We start from the raw sequence: 22693 nt of genomic DNA on the forward strand, positions 1-22693 counted from the left end.
CCCGTTGGTCTGATCGGATCGCGTATCGTGCGGAAGATCCATGGTGGGCCGAGGCCCACCTTACGGAAGATGCGGCGGGACCTTCACGCGCAGCAGGCGGACCAGCATCGGATCCATGTAGTCGTACTCATCCGGGATGTCGAGGCAGACGACCCGTTGCCGTCCAAGGTGGGCACGGAAGCGCGACGACAGCTTGTTGCGGTGCGCCCGCTCCATGACGAACACCAGGTCCGCCCATTTCAGCAATTCCGGCGTGAGCGGGTTTTCCGCGTCGTTGTTCAGGCCGGCGGACGCGGTCTCCACACCAGGCCAATCCGCGAAGACCTGTTCCGCCGTGGGGCTGCGAAGCCGGTTCTGGCTGCAGATGAAAAGTACCTTGCGCATCGCCGTGCTCAATCGTCGAGTGCGTGGTCCGCGGCGGCTCGGGCATGCAGCGCGGTCGTGTCGAACAGTGGCACCCGCGAATCCTCCCGTCCCACCAGCAGCGATATTTCCGTGCACCCCAGGATCACCGCTTCCGCGCCGCCCGCGATCAATCGGTCGATGACGCCGCGATAGACGGCGCGCGATCCGTCGTCGACGATGCCCTGGCAGAGTTCCTCGTAGATGATGCGATGGACCTCGAGGCGATCCCCGGCGTCGGGGATGAGCACTTCCAGACCATGTTCGCCTTGCAGGCGTTCGCGATAGAAATTCTCCTCCATCGTGAACCGCGTGCCCAGCAGGCCGACGCGCCGGAATCCCGCTGCCACCACGGCGAGCGCAGTGGGATCGGCGATATGCAGCAACGGCAACGTGGTCGCGGCCTCGACCGCCGGCGCGACCTTGTGCATCGTGTTGGTGCAGATGACGAGGAAACCGGCGCCCGCGGCTTGCAGGCGCTGGGCGGCGTCGGCGAGCAGTGAGCCCGCGCGATCCCACTCGCCGGCATGCTGGAGTCGTTCCACTTCCTGGAAGTCCAGGCTGTAGAGCAGGATGCGCGCCGAGTGCAGCCCGCCAAGTCGCTCCTGCACGCGCTGGTTGATCAGGCGGTAGTAGGGCACGGTGGACTCCCAGCTCATGCCGCCCAGCATTCCGATGGTCTTCATGCCCGCATTGTAGGGTAGTGACCGGAATGCGCGGTGCGAAGCGGGGCGTCGCCGTGGACGGACACCTGCTGCGATCAGTCGGCGCGTTCCACGGCATCTCCGGCGCCGCCAACGGGTCCGGCGTCGGATTCGAGGATGATCTGCGCCAGCAGCGCCACCCACACGGGAATCACCAACCAGCCTCGCCAGACATCTTCTAGCACGCTTTTCGGCAACCCGTACTTCGCCACGGTGTAGAACACGCCGAAGAACAGCAGGGCGAAGAGTGGAATCAGTCGCGGCTGCATGAGGCCCATGACGCCGGAGTCGGAGGATTCGGCGGGGTCCGTCCGTGAATTGAGCAGAAAGATCAACGAAAGCGGAAGGAAGCCTCCCAGCACCGGCCACCCCGCCAGCGAGCCAACGCCCCACAGGGTGATCAGCAAGGTGGACGTCACCCGTCTCAATCGATGTTTCGCACCAGGCGTCATGTCCGCGCCCCTCCCGAGAGAGGGACTATCGCCGCCCGGGCGGCACGGCCGCAAGCGGGTGGGAAGAGACCGGCAAGATACGCAAAAAAAAGGCGGGCCGAAGCCCGCCTGTCAGAGAGAGCAGACTCAGTCCCGGAGTTCGGCGACGTAGCAGTGCTCGTTCAATTGTTCGATCACGGCCTGCGCGGCCGCCTGGGTGGAGACGCCGCGACCACCCGCGGCCAGATCGTTGGTGAATACTTGTGCGTTCAGGGCGCCGTCGACGGCGCGCTCGATGCAATCGGCTTCCTCGCTCAGTCCCAGCGAATGGCGCAGCAGCATCGCGCAGCTCAGTATGGTCGCGTAGGGATTGGCGATGCCCTTGCCGGCGATGTCGGGTGCCGAACCGTGAATCGGTTCGTACAGGCCGACCCGGCCATCGCCCAGCGAGGCGGAGGGGAGCAGGCCCAGTGAACCGGCCAGCATCGAGGCCTCGTCGGTCAGGATGTCGCCGAACATGTTTTCGGTGACGATCACGTCGTACTCGCGCGGGCGGGACAGCAGATGCATGGCCATCGCATCCACCAGCACGTGTTCCAGCCTGACGTCCGCGAATTCCTCGCGACCGATGCGCGCGGTGACGTCGCGCCACAGGCGCGAGGTTTCCAGCACGTTGGCCTTGTCCACGGACACCAGGTAGCCACGGCGCTCGCGGGCCAGGCGGAAGGCGCTGCGCACGACCCGCTCGATCTCGGTGACGCTGTAGCTGCACAGGTCGCTGGCGCCGCGCTCGTCGCGGGTCTTGTCCCCGAAGTAGATGCCGCCGGTCAGTTCGCGCACGACCATGATGTCCACGCCGGTCAGCAGGTGCGGCTTGATCGGCGAGGCGTTCAGCGCGGCCGGATGCGGCCGGACCGGCCGCAGGTTGGCGAACAGCCCCAGGCCCCGGCGCAGCGCCAGCAGGCCCTGCTCGGGACGGATCTTCGCGTTGGGATCGGACCATTTCGGCCCGCCCACCGCCCCGAGCAGCACCGCGTCGGCCTGCTGGCAGGCGCGCAGCGTGGCGGCGGGCAGCGGATCGCCGTGGCGATCGATGGCGACGCCGCCGATGTCGTGCTCGGTGAAGGTGAAGTCATGGCCGTGGCGGCGGGCCACGGTACGCAGGACGGAGACGGCGGCGGTGGTGACTTCAGGGCCGATGCCGTCACCGGGCAGGACGGCGATTTCAGCGCGCATGGCGGGTTTCCTCGTAGTGTTCGATATCGGCCTCGCGTGCCAGCAGGTAGCCCATTTCGTCGACGCCCTCGAGCAGGCAGGTCTGGGCGAAGGCATCCAGAGGGAAGGTATGGACGCGGCCATCGGGCGTGCGCAGCTCGCGCGCGGCCACGTCGATGGTCAGTTCATCGTCCGGGCGTTCCATCAACGCCTGCACGTCGGCCTCGGCCAGGACCACCGGCAGCAGGCCGTTCTTCAGGCTGTTGTTGCGGAAGATGTCGGCGATCTCGCTGCTGACGATGGCGCGCAGTCCCAGATCGGTCAGCGCCCACGGTGCGTGTTCGCGCGAGGACCCGCAGCCGAAGTTGCTGCCGGCCAGCAGGATGCGGCGCCCGGCGTTCTCCGGCTGGTTGAACGGAAACGCTGGATTGGGCGAACCGTCGGCCTGCCAGCGCCAGTCGTTGAAGGCGTTCCGGCCCAGGCCGGCACGCTCGGTGGTGGACAGGAACCGGGCCGGGATGATCTGGTCGGTGTCGATGTTGGTCTGGCGCAGCACGACGCTCTGCGATCGCAGTTCACGGAAGTGGTTCATCAGGCCACCTCCTTGCGTGCCGCGAACAGCTCGCGCGGATCGCTCACGCGTCCGTTCACCGCCGCCCACGCCGCGCTCAGCGGCGAAGCCAGCAGGGTGCGTGAACCAGGGCCCTGGCGGCCCTCGAAATTGCGGTTGCTGGTACTGACCGCCAGTTGGCCGGGCGCCACCAGATCGCCGTTCATGGCGATGCACATCGAGCAACCCGGTTCACGCCATTCCGCGCCGGCGGCGCGCACGATGGCGTCGATGCCCTCGGCCTCGGCCTGGCGCTTGACCTGTTCCGAACCCGGTACGACCAGCATGCGCACGCGCGCATCGATGGTGCGGCCGCGCAGCACCGAGGCGACCTCGCGCATGTCGCTCAGGCGGCCGTTGGTGCAGGAGCCGACGAACACCACGTCCACCGGCGTACCCGCCAGTGCATGGCCGGCCTCGAACGCCATGTAGTCCAGCGCCTTGCGCGCGGCGGCGTCGTTGGCGGCGGGAATGGGCGCATCGATTGCGATCGCCGTCCCCGGATGCGTGCCCCAGGTCAGGGTCGGGCGGATGTCGCACGCATCGATGCGCACGTCCACGTCATGGCGCGCGCCCTCGTCGCTGCGCAACGATGACCAGTCGTGCTTCGCCTGTTCGAAGTCGGCGCCCTTGGGCGCGCGTGGCGCCTGCGCCAGCCAGGCGAAGGTGGTCTCGTCCGGCGCGACCATGCCGGCGCGCGCACCGGCCTCGATCGACATGTTGCACAGGGTCATGCGCTGTTCCATGTCCATCGCGCGGATGGTCGAGCCGCGATACTCGATGACGTGGCCGGTGCCGCCGTTCACGCCGATCACGCCGATGATGTGCAGGATGACGTCCTTCGCGCCGACGCCCGGCGCCAGTTCGCCCTCCACCGTGATCGCCATGGACTTCGGCTTGCGCTGAAGCAGGCACTGGGTCGCCAGCACATGGCCGACCTCGCTGGTGCCGATGCCGAACGCCAGCGCGCCGAACGCGCCGTGGGTGGAGGTGTGGCTGTCGCCGCAGACGATGGTCATGCCCGGCTGGGTGAAACCCAGTTCCGGCGCGATGACATGGACGATGCCGCGCTGGTCCGAACCCATGTCGAACAATTCGATGCCGTGCTCGGCGCAGTTGCGCGCCAGGGTCTGGACCTGGGTTTCCGCGGCGGCGGTGTAGTAGGGCAGTCTGCCGTCGGCGTCGGCGGGCAGGGTCGGGGTGGAGTGATCCATCGTCGCCTTGGTGCGGTCCGGGCGGCGTGGCTTCAGGCCGCGCGACTTCAACTCGGTGAACGCCTGCGGCGAGGTGACTTCGTGGATCAGGTGCAGATCGATGTACAGCACCGCGGGCGCGGCGTCGCTTTCGGGACTGACGACGTGCGCGTCCCAGAGTTTGTCGAACAGGGTACGGGGAGCTTGGGTGGTCATGGTCGATGGGTCGAATGGATTCATGTCGCGGGCGATGGACGGGCGATCAGGCGGCAGCCATTTCCTGGCTGGTGACGCGGCGACGGCGCAGCAGGCGGTTGGCGACATCCAGCCAGGCCAGCGCCGAGGCCTCGATGATGTCCTTGCTGGTGCCGGTGCCTTCGTATTCCTCGCCTTCGCAGCGCACCGACAGACTGGCTTCGCCCCGCGCGTCGGCGCCGATGCCGACGCTGTGCACCTGGTAGCTCTCCAGCTGCAGCTGCACGCCGGTGGCGGCGGACAGTGCGCCGAACAGGGCGTCGACCGGACCGTTGCCCTGCGCGGTTTCGGCGACGCGGTTGCCATCCGGATCCGACAGTTCGACCAGCGCATTGGCGCGGCTGCCGACGTCGCTGATGGTCATCGAAGCCAGACGGTAGCCGTCGCTGACGGAAGCGTCCTGCATCAGCGCCTGCAGATCGGCGTCGCCGACGACGCGCTGCTTCTCGCACAGCGCCTTGAACTGCTCGAACACCAGCTTCAGCTCTTCCTCGTCCAGCCAGTAGCCCAGCGCGCGCAGGCGCTGTTCGACCGCGGCGCGGCCGCTGTGGCGGCCCAGCACCATCTGCGAGGACGGCCAGCCCACGTCCTGCGGCTGCATGATTTCGTAGGTGCCGCGATGGCGCAGCATGCCGTGCTGATGGATGCCGGATTCGTGGGCGAAGGCGTTGGCTCCGACGATCGCCTTGTTGCGCTGGACCGGCATGCCGACCAACCGCGACAGCAGTTGCGAGGTCGGGACGATGCGGCGGGTGTCCACACCGGTGTCCAGGTTATAGAAGGCGTTGCGGACCTTCAGTGCCATCACGATTTCCTCGATGGCGCAATTGCCGGCGCGTTCGCCGATGCCGTTGATGGAACCCTCGACCTGGCGCGCGCCGCCCTCGATGGCGGCCAGCGAGTTGGCGACGGCCAGGCCCAGGTCGTTGTGGCAGTGGGTGCTGAACACGACCTTGTCCGCGCCAGGCACCTGCGCGATCACGCGCTGGAACATGCCGCGGATTTCCTCGGGGGTGGTGAAGCCGACCGTGTCGGGCAGATTGATGGTGCGCGCGCCCGCGGCAATCGCGGCGGCGACCACTTCGTGCAGGAAATCTTCCTCGGTGCGGGTCGCGTCCTCGGCGGAGAATTCGACGTCGTCGATGTGCGCACGCGCCATGCCGACGTGCTTGTGGACCGATTCCAGCACCTGCTCGCGGCTCATCCGCAGCTTGTGCTCCCGATGCAGGGGGCTGGTCGACAGGAACAGGTGCAGGCGTGGCCGGGCGGCGGCCTGCACCGTGCGCAGCGAGGTCTCGATGTCGCCGGCCAGACAACGCGACAGCACCGCCAGGGCTGGCCCGCGCAGTTCACGGGCGATCAGCGCATGCGCCTCGCGGTCCGATTGCGAACTGGCGGGAAAGCCGGTCTCGATGATGTCCACGCCCAGTTCGGCCAGGCCGCGCGCCATCACCAGCTTCTGCTGCGGCGTCATGCTGCAGCCGGGCGACTGTTCGCCGTCGCGCAGGGTGGTGTCGAAGATGCGGACGTGGCCTGACGGATGGGGTTCGGAAATGTTCGTATTCACCAGCTGGATTCCTCTGCGACTGCGGCGGTGCGGCGTTGGCGGGGCATGGGCGGCACGGCGATGGATGGGGGAGAAGCGGGGCTGCGCGATGGCGTCCCTGCAAGCGAAGGCTCGCCTTCGCGGTTGCGGCGGCGCGGCTTGCGCGGCGCGCGCGGGCGGACTTCGGACAGCAGGCGCGCCAGCACGGTCGCGTCGATGTTGCCGCCGGACACCACCGCGCACTTGCGCTTGCCGGCCACGCGCCGGCCCGCGGCCAGCGCCAGCGCGCCGGCCCCCTCGGCGATGACGTGTTCCTCCAGCGCCAGCCGCACCAGGGTTTCGCGCAGTTCGGCTTCGCGCACGATGACCACGTCGTCCAGCAGGTGCGCGCACAACCGGCGGGTGATGAAACCGGGAATCTTGACCCGCACGCCATCGGCCAGCGAGGCGGCCGGATCGCGCGCGGCGGTGTCGCCGCGGATCGCGCGCGCCATCGAGTCCACGCCTTCCACCTGCGCGCCGATCACGCGGATGCCCTGGGACTTCAGCGCCAGCGCGACGCCCGACGCCAGCCCGCCGCCGCCGATCGGCACGATGACCACGTCCGGCGCGTGCGGCGCGATCTCAATGCCGACCGTGCCCTGGCCGGCGATCACGTCCGGATCGTCGAAGGCGGACAGGAAGCGGTAGCCGTTCTGTTCAGCCAGTTCGCGGGCGAAGGCGAAGGCCTCGTCGTAGCTGGCGCCATGCTGGCGCACGGTCGCGCCCCAGTGGGCGACGCCGGCGATCTTGGTTTCCGGCGCGCCATGCGGCATCACCGTGATGGCCTGCACGCCCAGCCGGTACGCGGCCCAAGCGACGCCCTGCGCATGGTTGCCGGCGGAAGCGCAGATGACCGGGCGGCTGTCGCCGCGCTCGCGTGCGGCCAGCAGCGCGTTCAGCGCGCCGCGCACCTTGTAGGAGCCGGTGCGCTGCAGGTTTTCCAGCTTGAGCAGCACGCCGAAGCGCTCCGCATGATGCAGCGGCGTCGGCGGCAGGTAGCGGCGCAGGCGTGCCTGCGCGGCCAGCACGTCGGCCACGCTGACACGGACGTCGCCGACGTCCGGGTCTTCGCTGCTGGCGGCGCGGCCGGCATCAGGCATGGCGGCACGCGTGCGGCTGATGTTGAAGAAGACGCCTCCGGACGTGGGTGTCGACGGCGTGGACGGACAGCGTGTTCATCACGCGGCCTCCCCGTTGTCGACGGCGGTGATCTCGACCGATTCGCAGTCGTAGATCTTCTGCATCTGCAGGCGCAGGGTTTCGGGCGGGCGCTGGCCGTCGACCACCAGCTGCACGCGCCAGCGCCCGTCGGAGGGCGCGGGTTCGCCGCTGATCGCGCGCGGCGCGAAGCCGCGTCGCTCGGCCATGCCGATCACGCGAGTCAGCGCGCCCTCGGCCGGTTTCAGCACCAGGTCAAGCCGGTATCGCATGGGGGGAGGGCTCCGGACTCTGCTTGGCGGGATTGCCATCCAGCATCGAGCTGTTGGCGTGATTGGGCGGCACCAGCGGCCAGACGTTGGCCTTGATGTCGATGGCGACGTGCAGCAGCGCCGGGCCGGGCTGGGCCAGCAGTTCGGCCAGCGCGTCGTCGACCTGGTTGCGCAGTTCGATGCGGCGGGCGGGAATGCCGAACACCTGCGCCAGCGCGGCGAAGTCGGGGTTGTCGGACAGATCGATCTCGCTGTACCGCTCCGCGAAGAACAGTTCCTGCCACTGCCGGACCATGCCCAGCGCGCTGTTGTCCAGCAACACGATCTTCACCGGCAGCCTGCAGCGGGCGATGGTGGCCAGCTCCTGCACGTTCATCATGAAACTGCCATCACCACTGACCAGCACGACGGTGCGGTCCGGGCAGGCGAACTGCGCGCCCATCGCCGCCGGCAGGCCGAATCCCATCGTGCCCAGCGCGCCGCTGGTCAGGTGGTTGCGCGGATGCCCGAACTTGCAGTGCTGGGCCACCCACATCTGGTGCTGGCCGACATCGCAGGCGACGATCGTGTCGGCGGGCGCCACTTCGGTCAGCCGCTTCAGCAGGGCCGGCGCGTAGATGTCGCTGCCCGGCGCGTCGTAGCGGAAACCATGCCGCTCGCGGTTGCCGGCGCAGCGCTTGCGCCATTCCTCGCAAGTGCTGCGCGCCGCGCTCAGGGTGCGCAGACCGGCGGCGACGTCACCCGGAATGGCGATGTCGGCGCCGCGCAGCTTGGAGATCTCGTAGGCGTCGGCGTCCAGGTGCACGACCCGTGCGAATGGCGCGAACTCGGCCAGCTTGCCGGTGGCGCGGTCATCGAAGCGGGCGCCCACGACGACCAGCAGATCCGCTTCCTGCACCGCCATGTTGGCGGCGCGGGTGCCGTGCATGCCCAGCATGCCCAGGAACTGTGGATGGTTGCCGGGCAGCGCGCCCAGCGCGCGCAGGGTCAGCACGGTCGGGATGCGGGTGGCCTCGACGAACTGGCGGAACGCATCCACCGCATCGGCCAGGGCGATGCCACCGCCACCGTAGATCACCGGCTTTTCCGCACCGGCGATCGCCGCCAGCGCCTCGGCCAGCCGCGCGTCGGCCGGTGCGGGCACCGGATCGATCGCGGCCGGCGCATGATCGGGCAGGTGCGAAGCGTCTGCCATCTGCACGTCCTTGGGCAGGTCGATCAGCACCGGTCCGGGGCGACCTTCGCGCGCGATGCGGAAGGCCTCGCGGACCATCTCCGGCAGATCCTCGACGCGCCGGGCCAGGAAGCTGTGCTTGACGATCGGCATGGTCAGGCCGAATACGTCCAGTTCCTGGAACGCGTCCGTGCCGATCAGCGGAGTGGCGACCTGCCCGGTCAGGCAGACCATTGGTACCGAGTCCAGCATCGCGTCGGCGATGCCGGTGACCAGGTTCGATGCGCCGGGGCCGGAGGTGGCCACGCAGACGCCGACCTTGCCGCTGGCGCGGGCGTATCCATTGGCGGCCAGCGCCGCGCCCTGCTCATGGCGCACCAGGATGTGCTTGAGCGAAGAGTCCACCAGCGCGTCATAGAACGGCATGATGGTACCGCCCGGATAGCCGAACAGCGTTTCCACGCCTTCGGCTTCCAGGGCCTGGGTCAACCAGCGGGCGCCATTGCGTGGGGCAGCGGCAGCGTCGGCGTTCATGCGGCGGCGGCCTGTTCTGTATCGGGTTGGGAGGCGTTGGCCTGCAGCCACACCATCTTGGCGCGCAGCTGCTTGCCGACGACTTCGATCGGATGCTCCAGGTCGGCCTGCTTGTACTTCTTGTAATTCGGCAGGCCGGCTTCGTACTCGGCGATCCAGTTCTTGGTGAAGGTGCCGTCCTGGATGTCCTTCAGAACGTCCTTCATGCGCGCCTTGGTGCCTGCATCGATCACGCGCGGGCCGCTGACGTAGTCGCCGTACTGCGCGGTCTCGGACACGAACTCCAGCATGCGGGTGATGCCGCCTTCGTAGAACAGGTCGACGATCAGCTTCAGTTCGTGCAGGACTTCGTAGTAGGCGATTTCCGGCTGGTAGCCGGCTTCCACCAGGGTCTCGAAGCCGGCCTGCACCAGCGAGGAGGCGCCGCCGCACAGCACGGCCTGCTCGCCGAACAGATCGGTTTCGGTCTCTTCCTTGAAGCTGGTCTTGATGATGTTGGCGCGGGCGCCGCCCAGGCCGGCGGCGTACGCCAGCGCCAGCGCCTCGGCCTGACCGCTCTTGTCCTGGTAGACGGCGTAGATGCAGGGCACGCCGCGGCCGATTTCATACTCGCGGCGGACCAGCGCGCCCGGACCTTTCGGCGCGACCAGCACCACGTCCAGGTCCTCGCGCGGGGCGATCAGGCCGTAGTGGACATTCAGGCCGTGGGCGAACAGCAGGCAGGCGCCGGCCTTCATGTTCGGCGCCAGCACCTCGTTGTAGAGCTGCTTCTGGACCATGTCCGGGGTCAGCACGGCGACCAGGTCGGCGTCCTTCACGGCCTCGGCCGGCGACTTGACCAGGAAGCCGTCGGCCTGGGCCTTGGCCTCGGTGGGACCGCCCGGACGCAGGCCGACGGTGACGTCGAAACCGGATTCGCGCAGGTTCAGCGCGTGCGCGCGGCCCTGGCTGCCGTAGCCGACGACGGCGATCTTGGGTTGCGGGGCGGAGGAGGCGGCGGTGGTCATTTGCGGAGTTCCTGAGTTGGGAAGGGCAGGGTGGGTTGGAAACTGCGGCAACAAAAAACCCCGCACTTCTCAGTGCGGGGTTTTTGCGAATCTGGCGTTGTTTTCTGCTTACACGCCGGTTCGTCCCGCACCTGTTGGCGAGGTAATAAGGACGACGACGAGAATGGAGGCCGCGCTGGGCGCGGTCCGCAGGTCGTGGGTCAGGGGCGTGTGGCGATGCAACATGCAGCAAGAGAAACATGCCCGTTCGAGGCTTGTCAAGCGCAGCGGGAAAATTTTCGGTAATGTCCCGATGAGAGGCCGGTTTGCGTGGTGATGGTTGCAACTGCAACCATGAAAAGCCCGCAGAATCGCGGCCTTCCGCGCAACACGACACCTCCGCAGACCATGCCTGAATACCGATCCAAGACCTCCACCCATGGGCGCAACATGGCCGGCGCCCGTGCGCTCTGGCGCGCCACCGGCATGAAGGACGGCGACTTCCAGAAGCCGATCATCGCCATCGCCAACTCGTTCACCCAGTTCGTCCCGGGCCACGTCCATCTGAAGGATCTCGGCCAGCTGGTCGCGCGCGAGATCGAGCGCGTCGGCGGGGTCGCCAAGGAATTCGACACCATCGCGGTCGACGACGGCATCGCGATGGGCCATGACGGCATGCTCTATTCTCTGCCCAGCCGCGAGGTCATCGCCGACTCCGTGGAATACATGGTCAATGCGCACTGCGCCGATGCGCTGGTGTGCATTTCCAACTGCGACAAGATCACTCCGGGCATGCTGATGGCCGCGTTGCGGCTGAACATCCCCACCGTGTTCGTGTCCGGCGGACCGATGGAGGCGGGCAAGACGCGGCTGGCCGATCACAAGCTGGATCTCATCGATGCGATGGTGATGGCGGCGGATCCGAACGCCAGCGACGAGGCGGTGGCGGCGGTCGAGCGCAGCGCCTGCCCGACCTGTGGATCGTGCTCCGGCATGTTCACCGCCAACTCGATGAACTGCCTGACCGAGGCCCTGGGCCTGTCGTTGCCGGGCAACGGCACGGTGGTCGCCACCCACGCCGATCGCGAGCAGCTGTTCCTGCGCGCCGGGCGCCTGGCGGTCGAGCTGTGCCACCGCTGGTACGGCGCGGAGGATCCGACCGCGCTGCCGCGCGGCATCGCCACCTTCGAGGCGTTCGAGAATGCGATGACGCTGGACATCGCGATGGGCGGTTCGACCAACACCATCCTGCACCTGCTCGCCGCCGCGCAGGAAGGCGAGGTGGCGTTCGACATGCGCGACATCGATCGGCTTTCGCGGCGCGTGCCGCAACTGTGCAAGGTCGCGCCGAACACGCAGAAGTACCACATCGAGGACGTGCACCGGGCCGGCGGCATCATGGCGATCCTGGGCGAACTGGCACGCGGCGGTCTGCTGCACACGCAGGCGGCGACCGTGCACGCGAAGACGCTGGGCGACGCGATCGCGCAATGGGACGTGGGCGTGGTGGAGGACGAGAAGGTCCACACCTTCTACAAGGCCGGGCCGGCGGGCATTCCGACCCAGGTCGCCTTCAGTCAGGACACGCGCTGGCCGTCGCTGGACACCGATCGCGCCGAAGGCTGCATCCGCGACGTCGAACATGCCTTCTCGCAGGAAGGCGGCCTGGCGGTGCTGTACGGCAACATCGCCCGCGACGGCTGCGTGGTGAAGACCGCCGGCGTCGACGAATCCATCCACGTGTTCGAGGGCAACGCGCGTGTCTACGAAAGCCAGGACGCCGCGGTGAAGGGCATCCTCGGCGATGAAGTGAAAGCCGGCGACGTGGTCGTCATCCGTTACGAGGGACCGAAGGGTGGACCGGGCATGCAGGAAATGCTGTATCCGACCAGCTATCTGAAATCCAAGGGCCTGGGCAAGCAGTGCGCGCTGCTGACCGACGGGCGTTTCTCGGGCGGCACCTCCGGACTGTCGATCGGCCACGCTTCGCCGGAAGCCGCGGCGGGAGGCGCCATCGGTCTGGTCCGCGACGGCGATCGCATCCGCATCGACATTCCCGCCCGCGCCATCGACCTGCTGGTGGACGACACGGAACTGGATGCGCGCCGTGCCGGACAGGACGCGCTGGGCTGGAAGCCGGCGCACCCGCGCGCGCGCCGGGTAACCACCGCGCTCAAGGCCTACGCGTTGCTGGCCACCAGTGCGGACAAGGGGGCGGTGCGCGACAAGGCGCTGCTGGATCGCGCATGAAACCGCGCAGCCCACACAATCCGCGCGGCATGGGATGCCTGGCCGTTGGCCTGCTGATGGCGTGGACGGTGCTGTCCGTCCCGGCACCGGTCGGCGCGAAGGATCCCGAACCGCTGGTCGTGGCGACATACGCTTACCCGCAACGGGATCGTGCGGCGGCGATCCGGCCATTGGCCGATTATCTCGGGCGGCAGCTCAAGCGGCCTGTCGAAGTGCGCGTACTCGCTTCGCCCACCGCCTTGATCGCGGGCCTGGCGTCAGGCGAGATCGATGTCGCGGTGCCCAATCTTCACGGCTATCTGCAGGCGCTGCGGCTGCCGGCCGGCAGCGTCGCCACGCTGCCGGTGCCCGCCGTCCCGCCCGCGCAGGCGCAACGCTATCGCGCGGTCATCGTCAGTCGCCGTCCCTTGTCCGGCGCCGCGCTCGCCAGCGAGGCGGCGGGTCTGCGGCTGGTGCTGGTCGGTCCGGATTCGGCCTCGGGTGGATTCGTGCCCCGCGGCCATCTGGCGGACCTCGGCATCGAGACACCGGAAACGGCGTTCGCGCGCGTCGACTACGCGGGTTCGCATGCCGCGTCGCTGGCCTGGCTGCAGGAAGGTCGCGCCGATGTCGCCGCGTTGGCGGCGGATGTCTACGACGCCGCGCCGCATGCGGATACGCATGAACTCTGGCGTTCGCCGGTCATTCCACCCGGACCGTTGCTGTGCCGCCCGGCCGCGCATCTGGATTGCGCAGGCGTCGGTGCGGAACTGCTGGCCGCCGAGGGCCACGATCCCGCGGTGATGGCGGGATTGCGTGCCGGCTGGCCGGAGTTCGGCGACGCCACCCGGCTGGAGCCTGCCGACGAGGCGGCGCTGGCGAAGCTCGCCGAACGCATCGACTGACGGAACGCGCGCCGTCAGTCGCCGCTGGACTGGTTCGCGTCCTCGCGTGCGATCCAGTCCATGATCAGTCGCCGCGCGCGTTGCTCGCGCCGGCGCTGCAGCAGGTACTCCTGGTTCAGGGCCCGATACAGGCCGAGCATCACCAGCAGCAGCAACAGCGCGAAGGGCAGGGCGGCGATGGTGATGATGCCCTGCAGCGCATCGAGCCCGCCGGCCAGCAGCAGGGTCGCCGCGACCAGCGCCACGCCGACGCCCCAGACCAGACGACGCCGGAGCGGCGGATCACCGGGCGTGTCCGTGGACATGCTGGCCAGCACCAGCACCGCCGAGTCGGCCGAGGTGACGAAGAAAATCATCAGCAGCACGACCGCGATGCCGGCCAGCACGGTCGACAGCGGAAGATGGTCGAACAGGGTGAACAGCACGGTTTCATAACCGCGCGCGAGCGCATCGCTCATGTCGACGCCGCCGAGGATCTGCATCCACAGCGCGGTGCTGCCGAACACCGAGAACCACACGAAGCCCAGCAGGCTCGGCACGACCACCACGCCGAACACGAACTCGCGGATGGTGCGGCCGCGCGAGATGCGGGCGATGAACGCGCCCACGAACGGCGCCCACGCAATCCACCAGGCCCAATAGAAGATGGTCCAGTCGGCCACCCAGGTGCTGCCGGAGAACGGCGACATCCGCAGACTCATGTTGACCAACTGGTTGAGATAGGTGCCCAGCGTGGTCGTGAAGGTATCGAAGATGAAACCGGTGGGCCCCAGCACGAGCACCATCGCCAGCAGCAGCGCCGCCAGGCCGAGATTGAAATTTGACAGCCACTTGATGCCGCGATCGACACCGCTGATCGTGGATGCCATGTAGAGCACGAATGCCACGCCGATGATCGCCAGCTCGGTCCCGATGGAGTCCGGAATCCCGGTGACCCGTGCCACGCCCGCGGCGATCTGGATGGTGCCGAAGCCCAGCGTGGTGGCCACGCCGACCGCGGTCGCCACCACCGCGGCGATGTTCACCGCGTGGCCGATCCAGCCACGGTGATGCCGGCCGATGACCGGTTGCAGCAGATCGCTGATCAGGCCACGCCCGCCGCGATTGAACTGGAACCAGGCCATCGCCAGTCCGATCAGCGCATAGATCGCCCACGGATGCAGGCCCCAGTGGAAGAACACGTAGCGCATCGACGCGCGCGCGGCGTCCAGGCTTCCGGGCGCCAGTCCTTCCGGTGGCTTGAAGTAGTGGGAAACAGGTTCGGCGGCCCCCCAGAACACCAGTCCGATGCCCATGCCGGTCGCGAACAGCATCGCCAGCCAGCTGGCGTTGGAGAATTCCGGCTCGGCATCCTCGCCACCGATGCGCAGGCTGGCGAAACGCCCCACCGCCAGATAGAGCAGAAACACCAGCGCGGCGAACACGATCAGCAGATACAGCCAACCGGCACTGGAGATGATCCCGGTCAGCTGTTGCTGGATCCAGGCATTGAACGGACCGGGTGCAAGACCGGCAGCGGCGACCAGGATGGCCACCAGCAGGATGGAGATACGGAAAACCACGCAGGCCTCCTTGTCATGAACGGAGTCGCCCGCCGGTGGAAAAAAGGCCCGCGCTAGGGCTTGGCGTCACCGGCGAGCGCGCATGATAGCAATCCGCTCATTTACGTTCCCTGATGACGGGATCACCGGTGGAATGCAGGTTACAGCCTGTTTCCGGAGCGGAATCGGACGCCGCGGGCGAGCCCTCCGCCCAGGGACGGAAGGCGGGCCGCGATCATTGCTTGCCGGGACCGATGTTCCTCGAAAGGAAGGCTTCCAGTCGCTGGTAGAACGCGATGTTGTTTTCTTCCTTGTAGAAGCCGTGGCCTTCCTTCGGCACGGCCATCCATTCGGGCTTGTTTCCCGCGCGCTCCAGCGCATCCTTCATCGCGCGCGCCTGCGCGAACGGCGTTCGTTCGTCGATTTCGCCGTGCACCAGCAGGACGGGCACCTTGATGCCTGCCGCCAGCGAGGTGGGTGAATTGGCCGCCAGTTCCGCATCATCCTTGCCGACCACGCGTTCCAGGTAGTTGCGGCCGTAGCGGGTCGATTTGATGTCGCCCTTGCTGTACATCATCTTCAGATCGTAGAGACCGGATACACCGACCGCGCATTTGATGAGATCCGGCGCCCTGGCCGCGGTCATCATCGCGGAGTAGCCGCCGAAGCTGGCGCCGTAGGAACAGATGCGAGCGGGATCCGCGTAACCCTGTCCAATCGCCCAGCGCATGCCTTCCAGCAGATCGTCCTGGATGCGGGTGCCCCATTTCAGGTAGCCGGCCTGTTCGAAGCGATAGCCGCGTCCCTTGGAACCGCGGAAATTGACCTGCAGGACGAGGTAGCCGCGGCTCGCGAGGAACTGCGCATCGGTATCGAATGCCCAGTCGTCGCCGACCGCGTGCGGTCCGCCGTGGGGAAGCAGGATCATCGGCAACCGCGAAGGCTGCTGGACGCCCGCCGGGAGGGTCAGGAAGCCATCCAGTTCCATGCCATCGCTGGCCTTGAAGCGGAAGGGACGACGTTCGCCCATGCGCGCGGGATCCAGGCCTTCCCGTCCCGCCAGCAGCCGGGAGACCTTCATCTGCTTGCGATCGAACAGATACCAGGCACCGGGATCGCGATCGCTGTAGGCGTACAACAGGGACACCGCGCCGTCGCCACTGTGATTGACGTAGGTCACGTACATGCCCGGGAAGCTCTGGTTGAGCTTCTGGTGCAGTTGGGCTTCCGCGGACGCGGCGTCGAAGTAAACCATCCGTGGCTTGCCCTCGCCCAGCGTGGCGGCGAAGGGCTCCATGGGCGTCGTGGTCCACTCCACGTCGCCCACGCTGCCGAAATCATCCCTGGCCAGCACGGTGCGGTTCCGGCCCCGCAGATCGGACTTGACCAGCATGGATGGCCCGCCGTCTTCGCTGAAGAACGCGAACAGGTGCTGTCCGTCCGCGGAAAACGAATAGGGCACGAACTTGCCGCCCAGTTCCTTGCTTGAAACAGGCGACCAGTTTTCGCCCTGCGCATCGGCGGCGTACAGCAGGTAGTTGTTGTTGTCGTCGGTTCCCGACGCGAAGCGCGGGATGCCGTCGCGGTCGAGGGTGAATGACAGGTCCTTGACCGGAATGTCGGCGACCAGACGGGCGGTCGTGCGTTCGGCATCCACGTCGTACAGCTGCGAGCGGGTCGTGCCCATGGACAGCCGGCGCATGTAGAAATGGCCGTTCCGCACTTCGGGCACGCCCTCGATGTAGCCGAAACCCGCGTCAATCCCTGCCGTGCGCGTGCTCTGCTGGTAGCCGAACACGTATTTCTGGTTCTTGCCGTCGAAGTCGGTGGCGATGATTTCGCCCATCGGGGTGGGCTCTTCGCGCGAGCCCATCTGCCGCCCCTTGGCAATCACCAGACGCTTCGGGCTGACCCAATGGATCTGCGCGGGCAGCTCATAGCGGGGCAGGCGCAGCAGCGCGGTCTGCTGCATGTCCTGCAGGCGGTAGATCAGCAGCGCATGGTTGCCATCGCCGAAGTCGGCGGCGACGGAGAGATGCTGTCCGTCGGGCGACAGGCGCGGCGAATGCAGCTTGTTGGATTTCGCGAAAGCCTCGACCGGAACCGGTTCGGCCGCGGTGAGGTGTGACGACAGCACGCACAATGCTGCGAATGCAGCAATCTTCCCTGTGTTCATGTTTCCCCTGGTGGCTTCGTGTATCCCCGGGAGGAGGGTAACCCGTCGCCTCGGCCGACGTCATCGGCCGCCAATGGCGTTCCGGGCCTTTTGGTTGTCTAATAGCGCCCGAAGCGGGGGTATCGTCGGCCCGGTGGGCGGCGGTTGAGACAGACCCTTCGAACCTGATCCGGTTAAGACCGGCGTAGGGAAGCTTCGCAGGACGCGACCGATCGCCAGCGATCCCTCCGCGTTCCATGCGCCGCCGCTTCGTCCCGCTTTCCAACCAGGACGATGCCGATGAACGCCGTGCCCTCCCGCCTGCTGCAGGATACCCAGCAGCTTTCCGAATCCGTCACCCGCCCGATTCCCGGGTCGCGCAAGGTCTTCGTGGCCGGTTCGCGTCCGGATCTGCGCGTGCCGATGCGTGAAATCGCGCTGACCCGCACGCCGACCCTGTTCGGGGGCGAGGAGAACGCGCCGGTCACCGTCTACGACACGTCCGGTCCGTACACCGACCCGGATGCGCATATCGATCTGGCGACCGGCCTGCAGGCGCTGCGTGCGCGCTGGATCGAGGAGCGTGGCGATACCGAGGCGCTGTCCGCGCTGAGCTCGGAATTCGGCCGTTCGCGCGAGACCAATCCGAAGCTGGATGCGGTCCGCTTCCCCGGCCGTGCGCTGCCGCGCCGCGCGAAGGCGGGCGCCAACGTCAGCCAGATGCACTACGCGCGCAAGGGCATCGTCACGCCGGAGATGGAATACGTGGCCATCCGCGAGAACCAGCGGCTGGAAGCGGTGCGCGAAGCGCTGCTGCTGGCACAGCATCCGGGCGAGAGTTTCGGCGCGAGCATCCAGAAGATCATCACGCCGGAATTCGTGCGCGACGAAATCGCCCGTGGTCGCGCGATCCTGCCGAACAACATCAACCATCCGGAGAGCGAGCCGATGATCATCGGCCGCAACTTCCTGACCAAGATCAACGCCAACATCGGCAACAGCGCGGTGTCCTCCGGGATCGCCGAGGAAGTGGAGAAGCTGGTCTGGTCGATCCGCTGGGGCGGCGACACGGTGATGGATCTGTCCACGGGCAAGCACATCCACGAGACCCGCGAGTGGATCATCCGCAATTCGCCGGTGCCGATCGGCACCGTGCCGATCTATCAGGCGCTGGAGAAGGTCGACGGCCGCGCCGAGGAGCTGACCTGGGAGATCTTTCGCGACACCCTGATCGAGCAGGCCGAGCAGGGCGTGGATTACTTCACCATCCATGCCGGCGTGCTGCTGCGCTATGTGCCGCTGACCGCGAAGCGGGTCACCGGCATCGTCTCGCGCGGTGGTTCGATCCTGGCCAAGTGGTGCCTGGCGCACCACAAGGAGAATTTCCTCTACACGCATTTCGAGGAAATCTGCGAAATCATGAAGGCCTATGACGTGGCCTTCAGCCTGGGTGACGGCCTGCGCCCGGGCTGCATCGCCGATGCGAACGATGCCGCCCAGTTCGGCGAGCTGGAAACACTCGGCGAACTGACGAAGATCGCCTGGAAGCACGACGTCCAGACCATGATCGAAGGCCCGGGCCACGTCCCCATGCAGCTGATCAAGGAAAACATGGACAAGCAGCTGCGCGAGTGCGGTGAGGCACCGTTCTACACGCTGGGACCGCTGACCACCGACATCGCGCCGGGCTACGACCACATCACCAGCGCGATCGGCGCGGCGATGATCGGCTGGTACGGCACCGCGATGCTCTGCTACGTGACGCCCAAGGAACACCTGGGCCTGCCCAACCGACAGGACGTGCGCGACGGCATCATGGCCTACAAGATCGCCGCGCACGCCGCGGATCTGGCCAAGGGCCATCCGGGCGCGCAGGTACGCGACAACGCGCTGAGCAAGGCGCGCTTCGAATTCCGCTGGGAGGATCAGTTCCACCTCGGCCTGGATCCGGAGAAGGCGAAGGAATTCCACGACGAGACCCTGCCCAAGGACGCGCACAAGCTGGCCCACTTCTGTTCCATGTGTGGCCCGCACTTCTGCTCGATGAAGATCACCCAGGACGTGCGCGACTACGCGGCCGAGCATGGCGTGGATGAACAGCAGGCGATCGAGGCCGGCATGGCCGAGAAGTCGGCCGAATTCCTCGCCCAGGGCGCGAAGGTCTACCACGAAGGCTGAACCATGCGGCGGACGGATGCGTCCGTTCGCCGCTTTTCCGGGGCGGCGGGGCTTGTGCCGCCGGCGCGCCCGCGCGACGCTTGGGGTCCCGGACAGGAGATTGCCGAACATGCGCCAAGCCACCCCATTCCTCACCCGCGGCCTGCTGCTGGCGTGGGTCCTGCTGCTGGCGGCATGCGCCACCGGCCCCCGCATCAGCAGCGAAGCCGATCCTTCGGCCGATTTCGCCGGCTACCGCAGTTTCTCGTTCTACTCGCCGCTGGCGGTGGAGAGCGAGGGCTACGCCACCATCACCAGCGCCCGGCTCAAGGCGGCGGCCCGCGCCCAGATGGAGTCGCGGGGCTATGTCTACGACGAGAAGTCGCCGGACCTGTGGTTGAACATCAACGCCTACATGCAGGAAAAGACCGATGTGGTCAGCATGCCGGACGTGGACTACAACTATTACTACAGCTACCGCGCCCGCCGATACGTGGCCGTTCCCTACTGGTACGACCGCACCAACGTCTATCAGTACACCGAGGGCACCCTGAACTTCGATCTGGTCGATGCCAAGCGCAACCAGCTGGTCTGGGAAGGCATCGCGGTCGGCCGGGTCGCCAACGCCAAGCCGGCCGAGCGTGCCGCGCGGCTGGACCAGGCGGTCGCCGACATCTTCGCGCGCTATCCCTACCGGGCCGGCAGCGGTACGCCGATCGTTCCCGCGGCGCCGCGCAAATGAGCGGCGCGGCGAGTGCGGCCAGGGCGGGCATCGGATTCGGCACCGCGCTGGCGATCACCATTTCGTGGACCGCCAACAAATCGTTGCTGTGGGCGATCATCCACGGCCTGTTGTCGTGGATCTACGTGATCTATTACGCGCTGGTCTACCACTTCAAGGGATGAGATGGGCATGACCTGGCTCCGCTGGCTGGTCGCGGCACGCCGGCATCCGTCGGCATGGTTGCTGCTGGTGCAATTGCTGGGCGTGCTGCTGTACCCGCTGATGGAAGACACCGCCGGCGGCCGCGCGGTGTTCGGCGCATTCGGCATCCTGGTGCTGGCGCTGGCCCTGTGGGTGGTGAACCGCAGCCCGTCGCGGCTGTGGATCGCACTGGCGCTGGCGGTGCCGGCGATGGCGCTGTCGCTGCTGGCCGCAGCCTTCGACAATGCCGATCTGGGTGTGTTCGCGCACCTGCTGGAGAGCGGTCTGTACTTCTATACCGCCGGCAGCCTGATCGCCTACATGCTGCAGGACCACCAGGTCACCAGCGACGAGTTGTTCGCCGCCGGCGCCACGTTCACCCTGCTGGCATGGGCGTTCGCATTCGCCTTCTCGGTCTGCCAGCAGTGGTACCCGGGCAGTTTCATCGCCGCGGTGGCGCCGGACCAGCCCCGCACCTGGATGGAACTGCTGTTCCTCAGTTTCAGCGTGCTGTCGGGGGTGGGCCTGAGCGACATCGTTCCGGTGCAGGCGGAGGCGCGCGCACTGGTGATGCTGGAGCAGTTCGCCGGGGTCATGTACATCGCGCTGGTGGTGTCGCGGCTGATCGGCCTGACCACGCTGCGGATGGGCATGCGCAAGGACGGCTGAAAACGCCGGTGCTCGCCGCAAGAACGAAGAAAGCCCGCCGACGGCGGGCTTTTTTCCGTCCGAAGGGAAGATTTACTTCTTCAGTTCGGCGTAGCGCTGCATGGCATCCACCAGTACCTGCTTGGCGTCGGCGGCGTTGCCCCAGCCGTCGAGCTTCACCCACTTGCCCTTCTCCAGATCCTTGTAGTGCTCGAAGAAGTGGCCGATGCGCTCCAGCCAGTGCGGGCTGACCTGATCGATGTCGTTGATGTGCTTGTAGCCGGAGAAGACCTTTTCCACCGGCACGGCCAGCAGCTTCTCGTCGCTGCCGGCTTCGTCGCTCATGCGCAGCACGCCGACCGGGCGGCAGCGGATGACCGAACCGGGGATCAGCGGCAGCGGCAGCACCACCAGCACGTCGGCCGGATCGCCGTCGCCGCACTGGGTGTTCGGCACATAGCCGTAGTTGCAGGGATAGCGCATCGGGGTGGAAAGGATGCGATCGACGAAAATCGCCCCGCTTTCCTTGTCCACTTCGTACTTCACCGGTTCCGAGTCCTTCGGGATTTCGATGATGACGTTGATTTCTTCCGGCGGGTTCTTGCCGGTGGAAACGTGGTCCAGACCCATGATGCGTGTGCTCCAGAGCGTGCGGAATGACAGGGCCGGCAATTCTACGCGCTTGCCTGCTGCGGCGCAGCAGCGGCGGCCCGGAGCCCGTCGGGGCGGGGCTTCCCGTCCGTCCGGAAGGTGCCTCGAAAGCCGTTTCCAGGGGGGTTGCCGCTCAGCTTGCCGGCCCTAGAATCCGCCCCCATGCGTCCCTCCCGCGCCCTTGTCATGGTCTGCCTGCTGGCCGTTTCGGCCGGCTTCGGCGTGCCCGAGGCCCAGGCGCGGACGGTCTACCGCTGCGTCCGCGACGGCACGGTCAGTCTGGCCACCGCGCCGGAGCCGGGTTCCCGCTGCGAGGCCCGCCAGATCGAGGACAACGCGGTCCAGTTGCCGAACCTGTGGGGGCGGATGGGCGTTTTCAGCGGCACCCTGTACGAGCGGGAGCAGGACGGGCAGCAGGTCTACAGCACCCGCAACCTGCCGGGCTCGCGGGTGTACCTGAAGTTCACCGTCGCGACCCCACCGGGCGAACCGGCCCATCCCGGGCTGGGCAAGGTCGGCAAGCCGCGCCTGAACATGTACCCCGGGGATTTCCGCACGGCGGCGAAGAAGACCGGTGTGGACGACGCGTGGCTGCGCGCGATTGCCCACGCGGAGAGCGATTTCGACTCGGCGGCGGTGTCAGCGAAGGGCGCCAAGGGCGTCATGCAGCTGATGCCGGAAGTGGCCACCGAATACGGCGTGACCGATCCGTTCTCCTCCACCCAGTCCATCGATGCCGGCGCACGCCACCTGAAGCTGTTGATGCGGCGCTACAAGGGCGACCTCACTCTGGTCGCGGCGGCCTACAACGCGGGCATCGGCACGGTGACCCGCTATGGCGGCGTGCCGCCGTATGCGGAAACGCAGGAATACGTGGCCAAGGTGACCGCCCTGTACGACCTTTACCTGCGCGCCCTGGGCCGCAAGAGCGCGGCTGAACGCCCGGCGCAGTGACCCTCG

21 protein-coding genes and 1 riboswitch are annotated in these 22693 nt (G+C 67.3%); of the genes, 7 read left to right on the top strand and 14 right to left on the bottom strand.

The window, feature by feature from the left end; all coding sequences use genetic code 11:
• Positions 1 to 60: 60 nt before the first annotated feature.
• The 11 genes from AC3DEZ_RS09295 to ilvC form a co-directional block, all read right to left on the bottom strand.
• The gene (locus AC3DEZ_RS09295) at positions 61 to 384 is read right to left on the bottom strand and encodes a low molecular weight protein tyrosine phosphatase family protein (protein ID WP_488387965.1); all 324 of its coding nucleotides are present in this window, start codon (positions 382 to 384) and stop codon (positions 61 to 63) included.
• 8 nt (positions 385 to 392) lie between these two features.
• Positions 393 to 1088, bottom strand: a complete 696-nt coding sequence (locus AC3DEZ_RS09300; protein ID WP_488387966.1) for an aspartate/glutamate racemase family protein — start codon at positions 1086 to 1088, stop codon at positions 393 to 395.
• A 74-nt stretch (positions 1089 to 1162) separates the two neighbouring features.
• Positions 1163 to 1513 carry a hypothetical protein gene (locus tag AC3DEZ_RS09305; protein WP_488387967.1) on the bottom strand — a complete coding sequence of 117 codons (351 nt, stop codon included), beginning with the start codon at positions 1511 to 1513 and terminating at the stop codon, positions 1163 to 1165.
• A 171-nt stretch (positions 1514 to 1684) separates the two neighbouring features.
• Positions 1685 to 2773, bottom strand: a complete 1089-nt coding sequence (gene leuB / locus AC3DEZ_RS09310) for a 3-isopropylmalate dehydrogenase (RefSeq protein ID WP_488387968.1) — start codon at positions 2771 to 2773, stop codon at positions 1685 to 1687.
• The gene (gene leuD, locus AC3DEZ_RS09315; RefSeq protein WP_488387969.1) at positions 2763 to 3344 is read right to left on the bottom strand and encodes a 3-isopropylmalate dehydratase small subunit; all 582 of its coding nucleotides are present in this window, start codon (positions 3342 to 3344) and stop codon (positions 2763 to 2765) included. The genes leuB and leuD overlap by 11 nt, the downstream gene beginning before the upstream one ends.
• Positions 3344 to 4771 (bottom strand): 3-isopropylmalate dehydratase large subunit, encoded by a 1428-nt coding sequence (leuC, locus tag AC3DEZ_RS09320; protein ID WP_488387970.1) that lies wholly within the window; start codon positions 4769 to 4771, stop codon positions 3344 to 3346. The genes leuD and leuC overlap by 1 nt, the downstream gene beginning before the upstream one ends.
• A gap of 46 nt (positions 4772 to 4817) precedes the next feature.
• Positions 4818 to 6377, bottom strand: a complete 1560-nt coding sequence (locus AC3DEZ_RS09325; RefSeq protein WP_488387971.1) for a 2-isopropylmalate synthase — start codon at positions 6375 to 6377, stop codon at positions 4818 to 4820.
• Positions 6374 to 7498, bottom strand: a complete 1125-nt coding sequence (locus tag AC3DEZ_RS09330) for a threonine dehydratase (RefSeq protein ID WP_488387972.1) — start codon at positions 7496 to 7498, stop codon at positions 6374 to 6376. Before AC3DEZ_RS09330 ends, AC3DEZ_RS09325 begins: the two co-directional genes overlap by 4 nt.
• A gap of 78 nt (positions 7499 to 7576) precedes the next feature.
• Positions 7577 to 7828, bottom strand: a complete 252-nt coding sequence (locus tag AC3DEZ_RS09335) for an ACT domain-containing protein (RefSeq protein ID WP_447103540.1) — start codon at positions 7826 to 7828, stop codon at positions 7577 to 7579.
• Complete coding sequence (gene ilvG, locus AC3DEZ_RS09340) at positions 7812 to 9536, bottom strand: acetolactate synthase 2 catalytic subunit (protein ID WP_488387973.1); 1725 nt, start codon at positions 9534 to 9536, stop codon at positions 7812 to 7814. The genes AC3DEZ_RS09335 and ilvG overlap by 17 nt, the downstream gene beginning before the upstream one ends.
• Positions 9533 to 10543 (bottom strand): ketol-acid reductoisomerase, encoded by a 1011-nt coding sequence (ilvC, locus tag AC3DEZ_RS09345; RefSeq protein ID WP_295377655.1) that lies wholly within the window; start codon positions 10541 to 10543, stop codon positions 9533 to 9535. Before ilvC ends, ilvG begins: the two co-directional genes overlap by 4 nt.
• 387 nt (positions 10544 to 10930) lie before the next feature.
• Between ilvC and ilvD the strand changes: the two genes are divergently transcribed.
• Both ilvD and AC3DEZ_RS09355 read left to right on the top strand, forming a co-directional pair.
• On the top strand, positions 10931 to 12772 hold the full coding sequence (ilvD, locus tag AC3DEZ_RS09350) for a dihydroxy-acid dehydratase (RefSeq protein WP_488387974.1): 1842 nt from the start codon (positions 10931 to 10933) through the stop codon (positions 12770 to 12772).
• Positions 12769 to 13656, top strand: coding sequence for a phosphate/phosphite/phosphonate ABC transporter substrate-binding protein (locus AC3DEZ_RS09355; RefSeq protein WP_488387975.1), 888 nt, complete (start codon positions 12769 to 12771; stop codon positions 13654 to 13656). The genes ilvD and AC3DEZ_RS09355 overlap by 4 nt, the downstream gene beginning before the upstream one ends.
• Positions 13657 to 13670: 14 nt before the next feature.
• Here AC3DEZ_RS09355 and AC3DEZ_RS09360 read toward each other — a convergent pair whose 3' ends face one another.
• Both AC3DEZ_RS09360 and AC3DEZ_RS09365 read right to left on the bottom strand, forming a co-directional pair.
• Positions 13671 to 15218 carry a BCCT family transporter gene (locus AC3DEZ_RS09360; RefSeq protein ID WP_488387976.1) on the bottom strand — a complete coding sequence of 516 codons (1548 nt, stop codon included), beginning with the start codon at positions 15216 to 15218 and terminating at the stop codon, positions 13671 to 13673.
• 214 nt (positions 15219 to 15432) lie between these two features.
• Positions 15433 to 17334: a S9 family peptidase gene (locus AC3DEZ_RS09365; protein ID WP_488387977.1), complete on the bottom strand. Its 1902-nt coding sequence runs from the start codon at positions 17332 to 17334 to the stop codon at positions 15433 to 15435.
• A gap of 144 nt (positions 17335 to 17478) precedes the next feature.
• A riboswitch (TPP riboswitch) is annotated at positions 17479 to 17582 on the top strand.
• A gap of 70 nt (positions 17583 to 17652) precedes the next feature.
• Here AC3DEZ_RS09365 and thiC point away from each other — a divergent pair.
• The 4 genes from thiC to AC3DEZ_RS09385 all read left to right on the top strand — a co-directional run bounded on the left by thiC (position 17653) and on the right by AC3DEZ_RS09385 (position 21103).
• Positions 17653 to 19530 (top strand): phosphomethylpyrimidine synthase ThiC, encoded by a 1878-nt coding sequence (thiC, locus tag AC3DEZ_RS09370; protein WP_488387978.1) that lies wholly within the window; start codon positions 17653 to 17655, stop codon positions 19528 to 19530.
• 109 nt (positions 19531 to 19639) lie between these two features.
• Positions 19640 to 20251 carry a DUF4136 domain-containing protein gene (locus tag AC3DEZ_RS09375; protein WP_488387979.1) on the top strand — a complete coding sequence of 204 codons (612 nt, stop codon included), beginning with the start codon at positions 19640 to 19642 and terminating at the stop codon, positions 20249 to 20251.
• A complete protein-coding gene (locus tag AC3DEZ_RS09380; protein WP_488387980.1) occupies positions 20248 to 20415 on the top strand; it encodes a hypothetical protein in 168 nt (55 codons plus the stop codon). The genes AC3DEZ_RS09375 and AC3DEZ_RS09380 overlap by 4 nt, the downstream gene beginning before the upstream one ends.
• Positions 20416 to 20422: 7 nt before the next feature.
• Entirely contained in the window at positions 20423 to 21103 is a 681-nt protein-coding gene (locus tag AC3DEZ_RS09385) for an ion channel (protein ID WP_447103531.1), read from the top strand.
• 72 nt (positions 21104 to 21175) lie between these two features.
• Here AC3DEZ_RS09385 and ppa read toward each other — a convergent pair whose 3' ends face one another.
• On the bottom strand, positions 21176 to 21712 hold the full coding sequence (gene ppa / locus AC3DEZ_RS09390) for an inorganic diphosphatase (RefSeq protein ID WP_447103530.1): 537 nt from the start codon (positions 21710 to 21712) through the stop codon (positions 21176 to 21178).
• Between the two features lie 183 nt (positions 21713 to 21895).
• On the opposite strand from ppa, the gene AC3DEZ_RS09395 reads away from it, so the two are divergent.
• Positions 21896 to 22687, top strand: a complete 792-nt coding sequence (locus tag AC3DEZ_RS09395; RefSeq protein WP_488387981.1) for a lytic transglycosylase domain-containing protein — start codon at positions 21896 to 21898, stop codon at positions 22685 to 22687.
• The last annotated feature ends 6 nt before the right edge of the window (positions 22688 to 22693 follow it).

The organism is Pseudoxanthomonas sp. 134C1, assembly GCF_057773065.1.

Coding starts and splice junctions, on each gene's coding strand:
- AC3DEZ_RS09295 (WP_488387965.1), bottom strand. CDS start 384: ATGCGCAAGGTACTTTTCATCTGCAGCCAGAACCGGCTTCGCAGCCCC.
- AC3DEZ_RS09300 (WP_488387966.1), bottom strand. CDS start 1,088: ATGAAGACCATCGGAATGCTGGGCGGCATGAGCTGGGAGTCCACCGTG.
- leuB (WP_488387968.1), bottom strand. CDS start 2,773: ATGCGCGCTGAAATCGCCGTCCTGCCCGGTGACGGCATCGGCCCTGAA.
- leuD (WP_488387969.1), bottom strand. CDS start 3,344: ATGAACCACTTCCGTGAACTGCGATCGCAGAGCGTCGTGCTGCGCCAG.
- leuC (WP_488387970.1), bottom strand. CDS start 4,771: ATGACCACCCAAGCTCCCCGTACCCTGTTCGACAAACTCTGGGACGCG.
- AC3DEZ_RS09330 (WP_488387972.1), bottom strand. CDS start 7,498: ATGCCTGATGCCGGCCGCGCCGCCAGCAGCGAAGACCCGGACGTCGGC.
- AC3DEZ_RS09335 (WP_447103540.1), bottom strand. CDS start 7,828: ATGCGATACCGGCTTGACCTGGTGCTGAAACCGGCCGAGGGCGCGCTG.
- ilvG (WP_488387973.1), bottom strand. CDS start 9,536: ATGAACGCCGACGCTGCCGCTGCCCCACGCAATGGCGCCCGCTGGTTG.
- ilvC (WP_295377655.1), bottom strand. CDS start 10,543: ATGACCACCGCCGCCTCCTCCGCCCCGCAACCCAAGATCGCCGTCGTC.
- ilvD (WP_488387974.1), top strand. CDS start 10,931: ATGCCTGAATACCGATCCAAGACCTCCACCCATGGGCGCAACATGGCC.
- AC3DEZ_RS09355 (WP_488387975.1), top strand. CDS start 12,769: ATGAAACCGCGCAGCCCACACAATCCGCGCGGCATGGGATGCCTGGCC.
- thiC (WP_488387978.1), top strand. CDS start 17,653: ATGAACGCCGTGCCCTCCCGCCTGCTGCAGGATACCCAGCAGCTTTCC.
- AC3DEZ_RS09375 (WP_488387979.1), top strand. CDS start 19,640: ATGCGCCAAGCCACCCCATTCCTCACCCGCGGCCTGCTGCTGGCGTGG.
- AC3DEZ_RS09380 (WP_488387980.1), top strand. CDS start 20,248: ATGAGCGGCGCGGCGAGTGCGGCCAGGGCGGGCATCGGATTCGGCACC.
- AC3DEZ_RS09385 (WP_447103531.1), top strand. CDS start 20,423: ATGACCTGGCTCCGCTGGCTGGTCGCGGCACGCCGGCATCCGTCGGCA.
- ppa (WP_447103530.1), bottom strand. CDS start 21,712: ATGGGTCTGGACCACGTTTCCACCGGCAAGAACCCGCCGGAAGAAATC.
- AC3DEZ_RS09395 (WP_488387981.1), top strand. CDS start 21,896: ATGCGTCCCTCCCGCGCCCTTGTCATGGTCTGCCTGCTGGCCGTTTCG.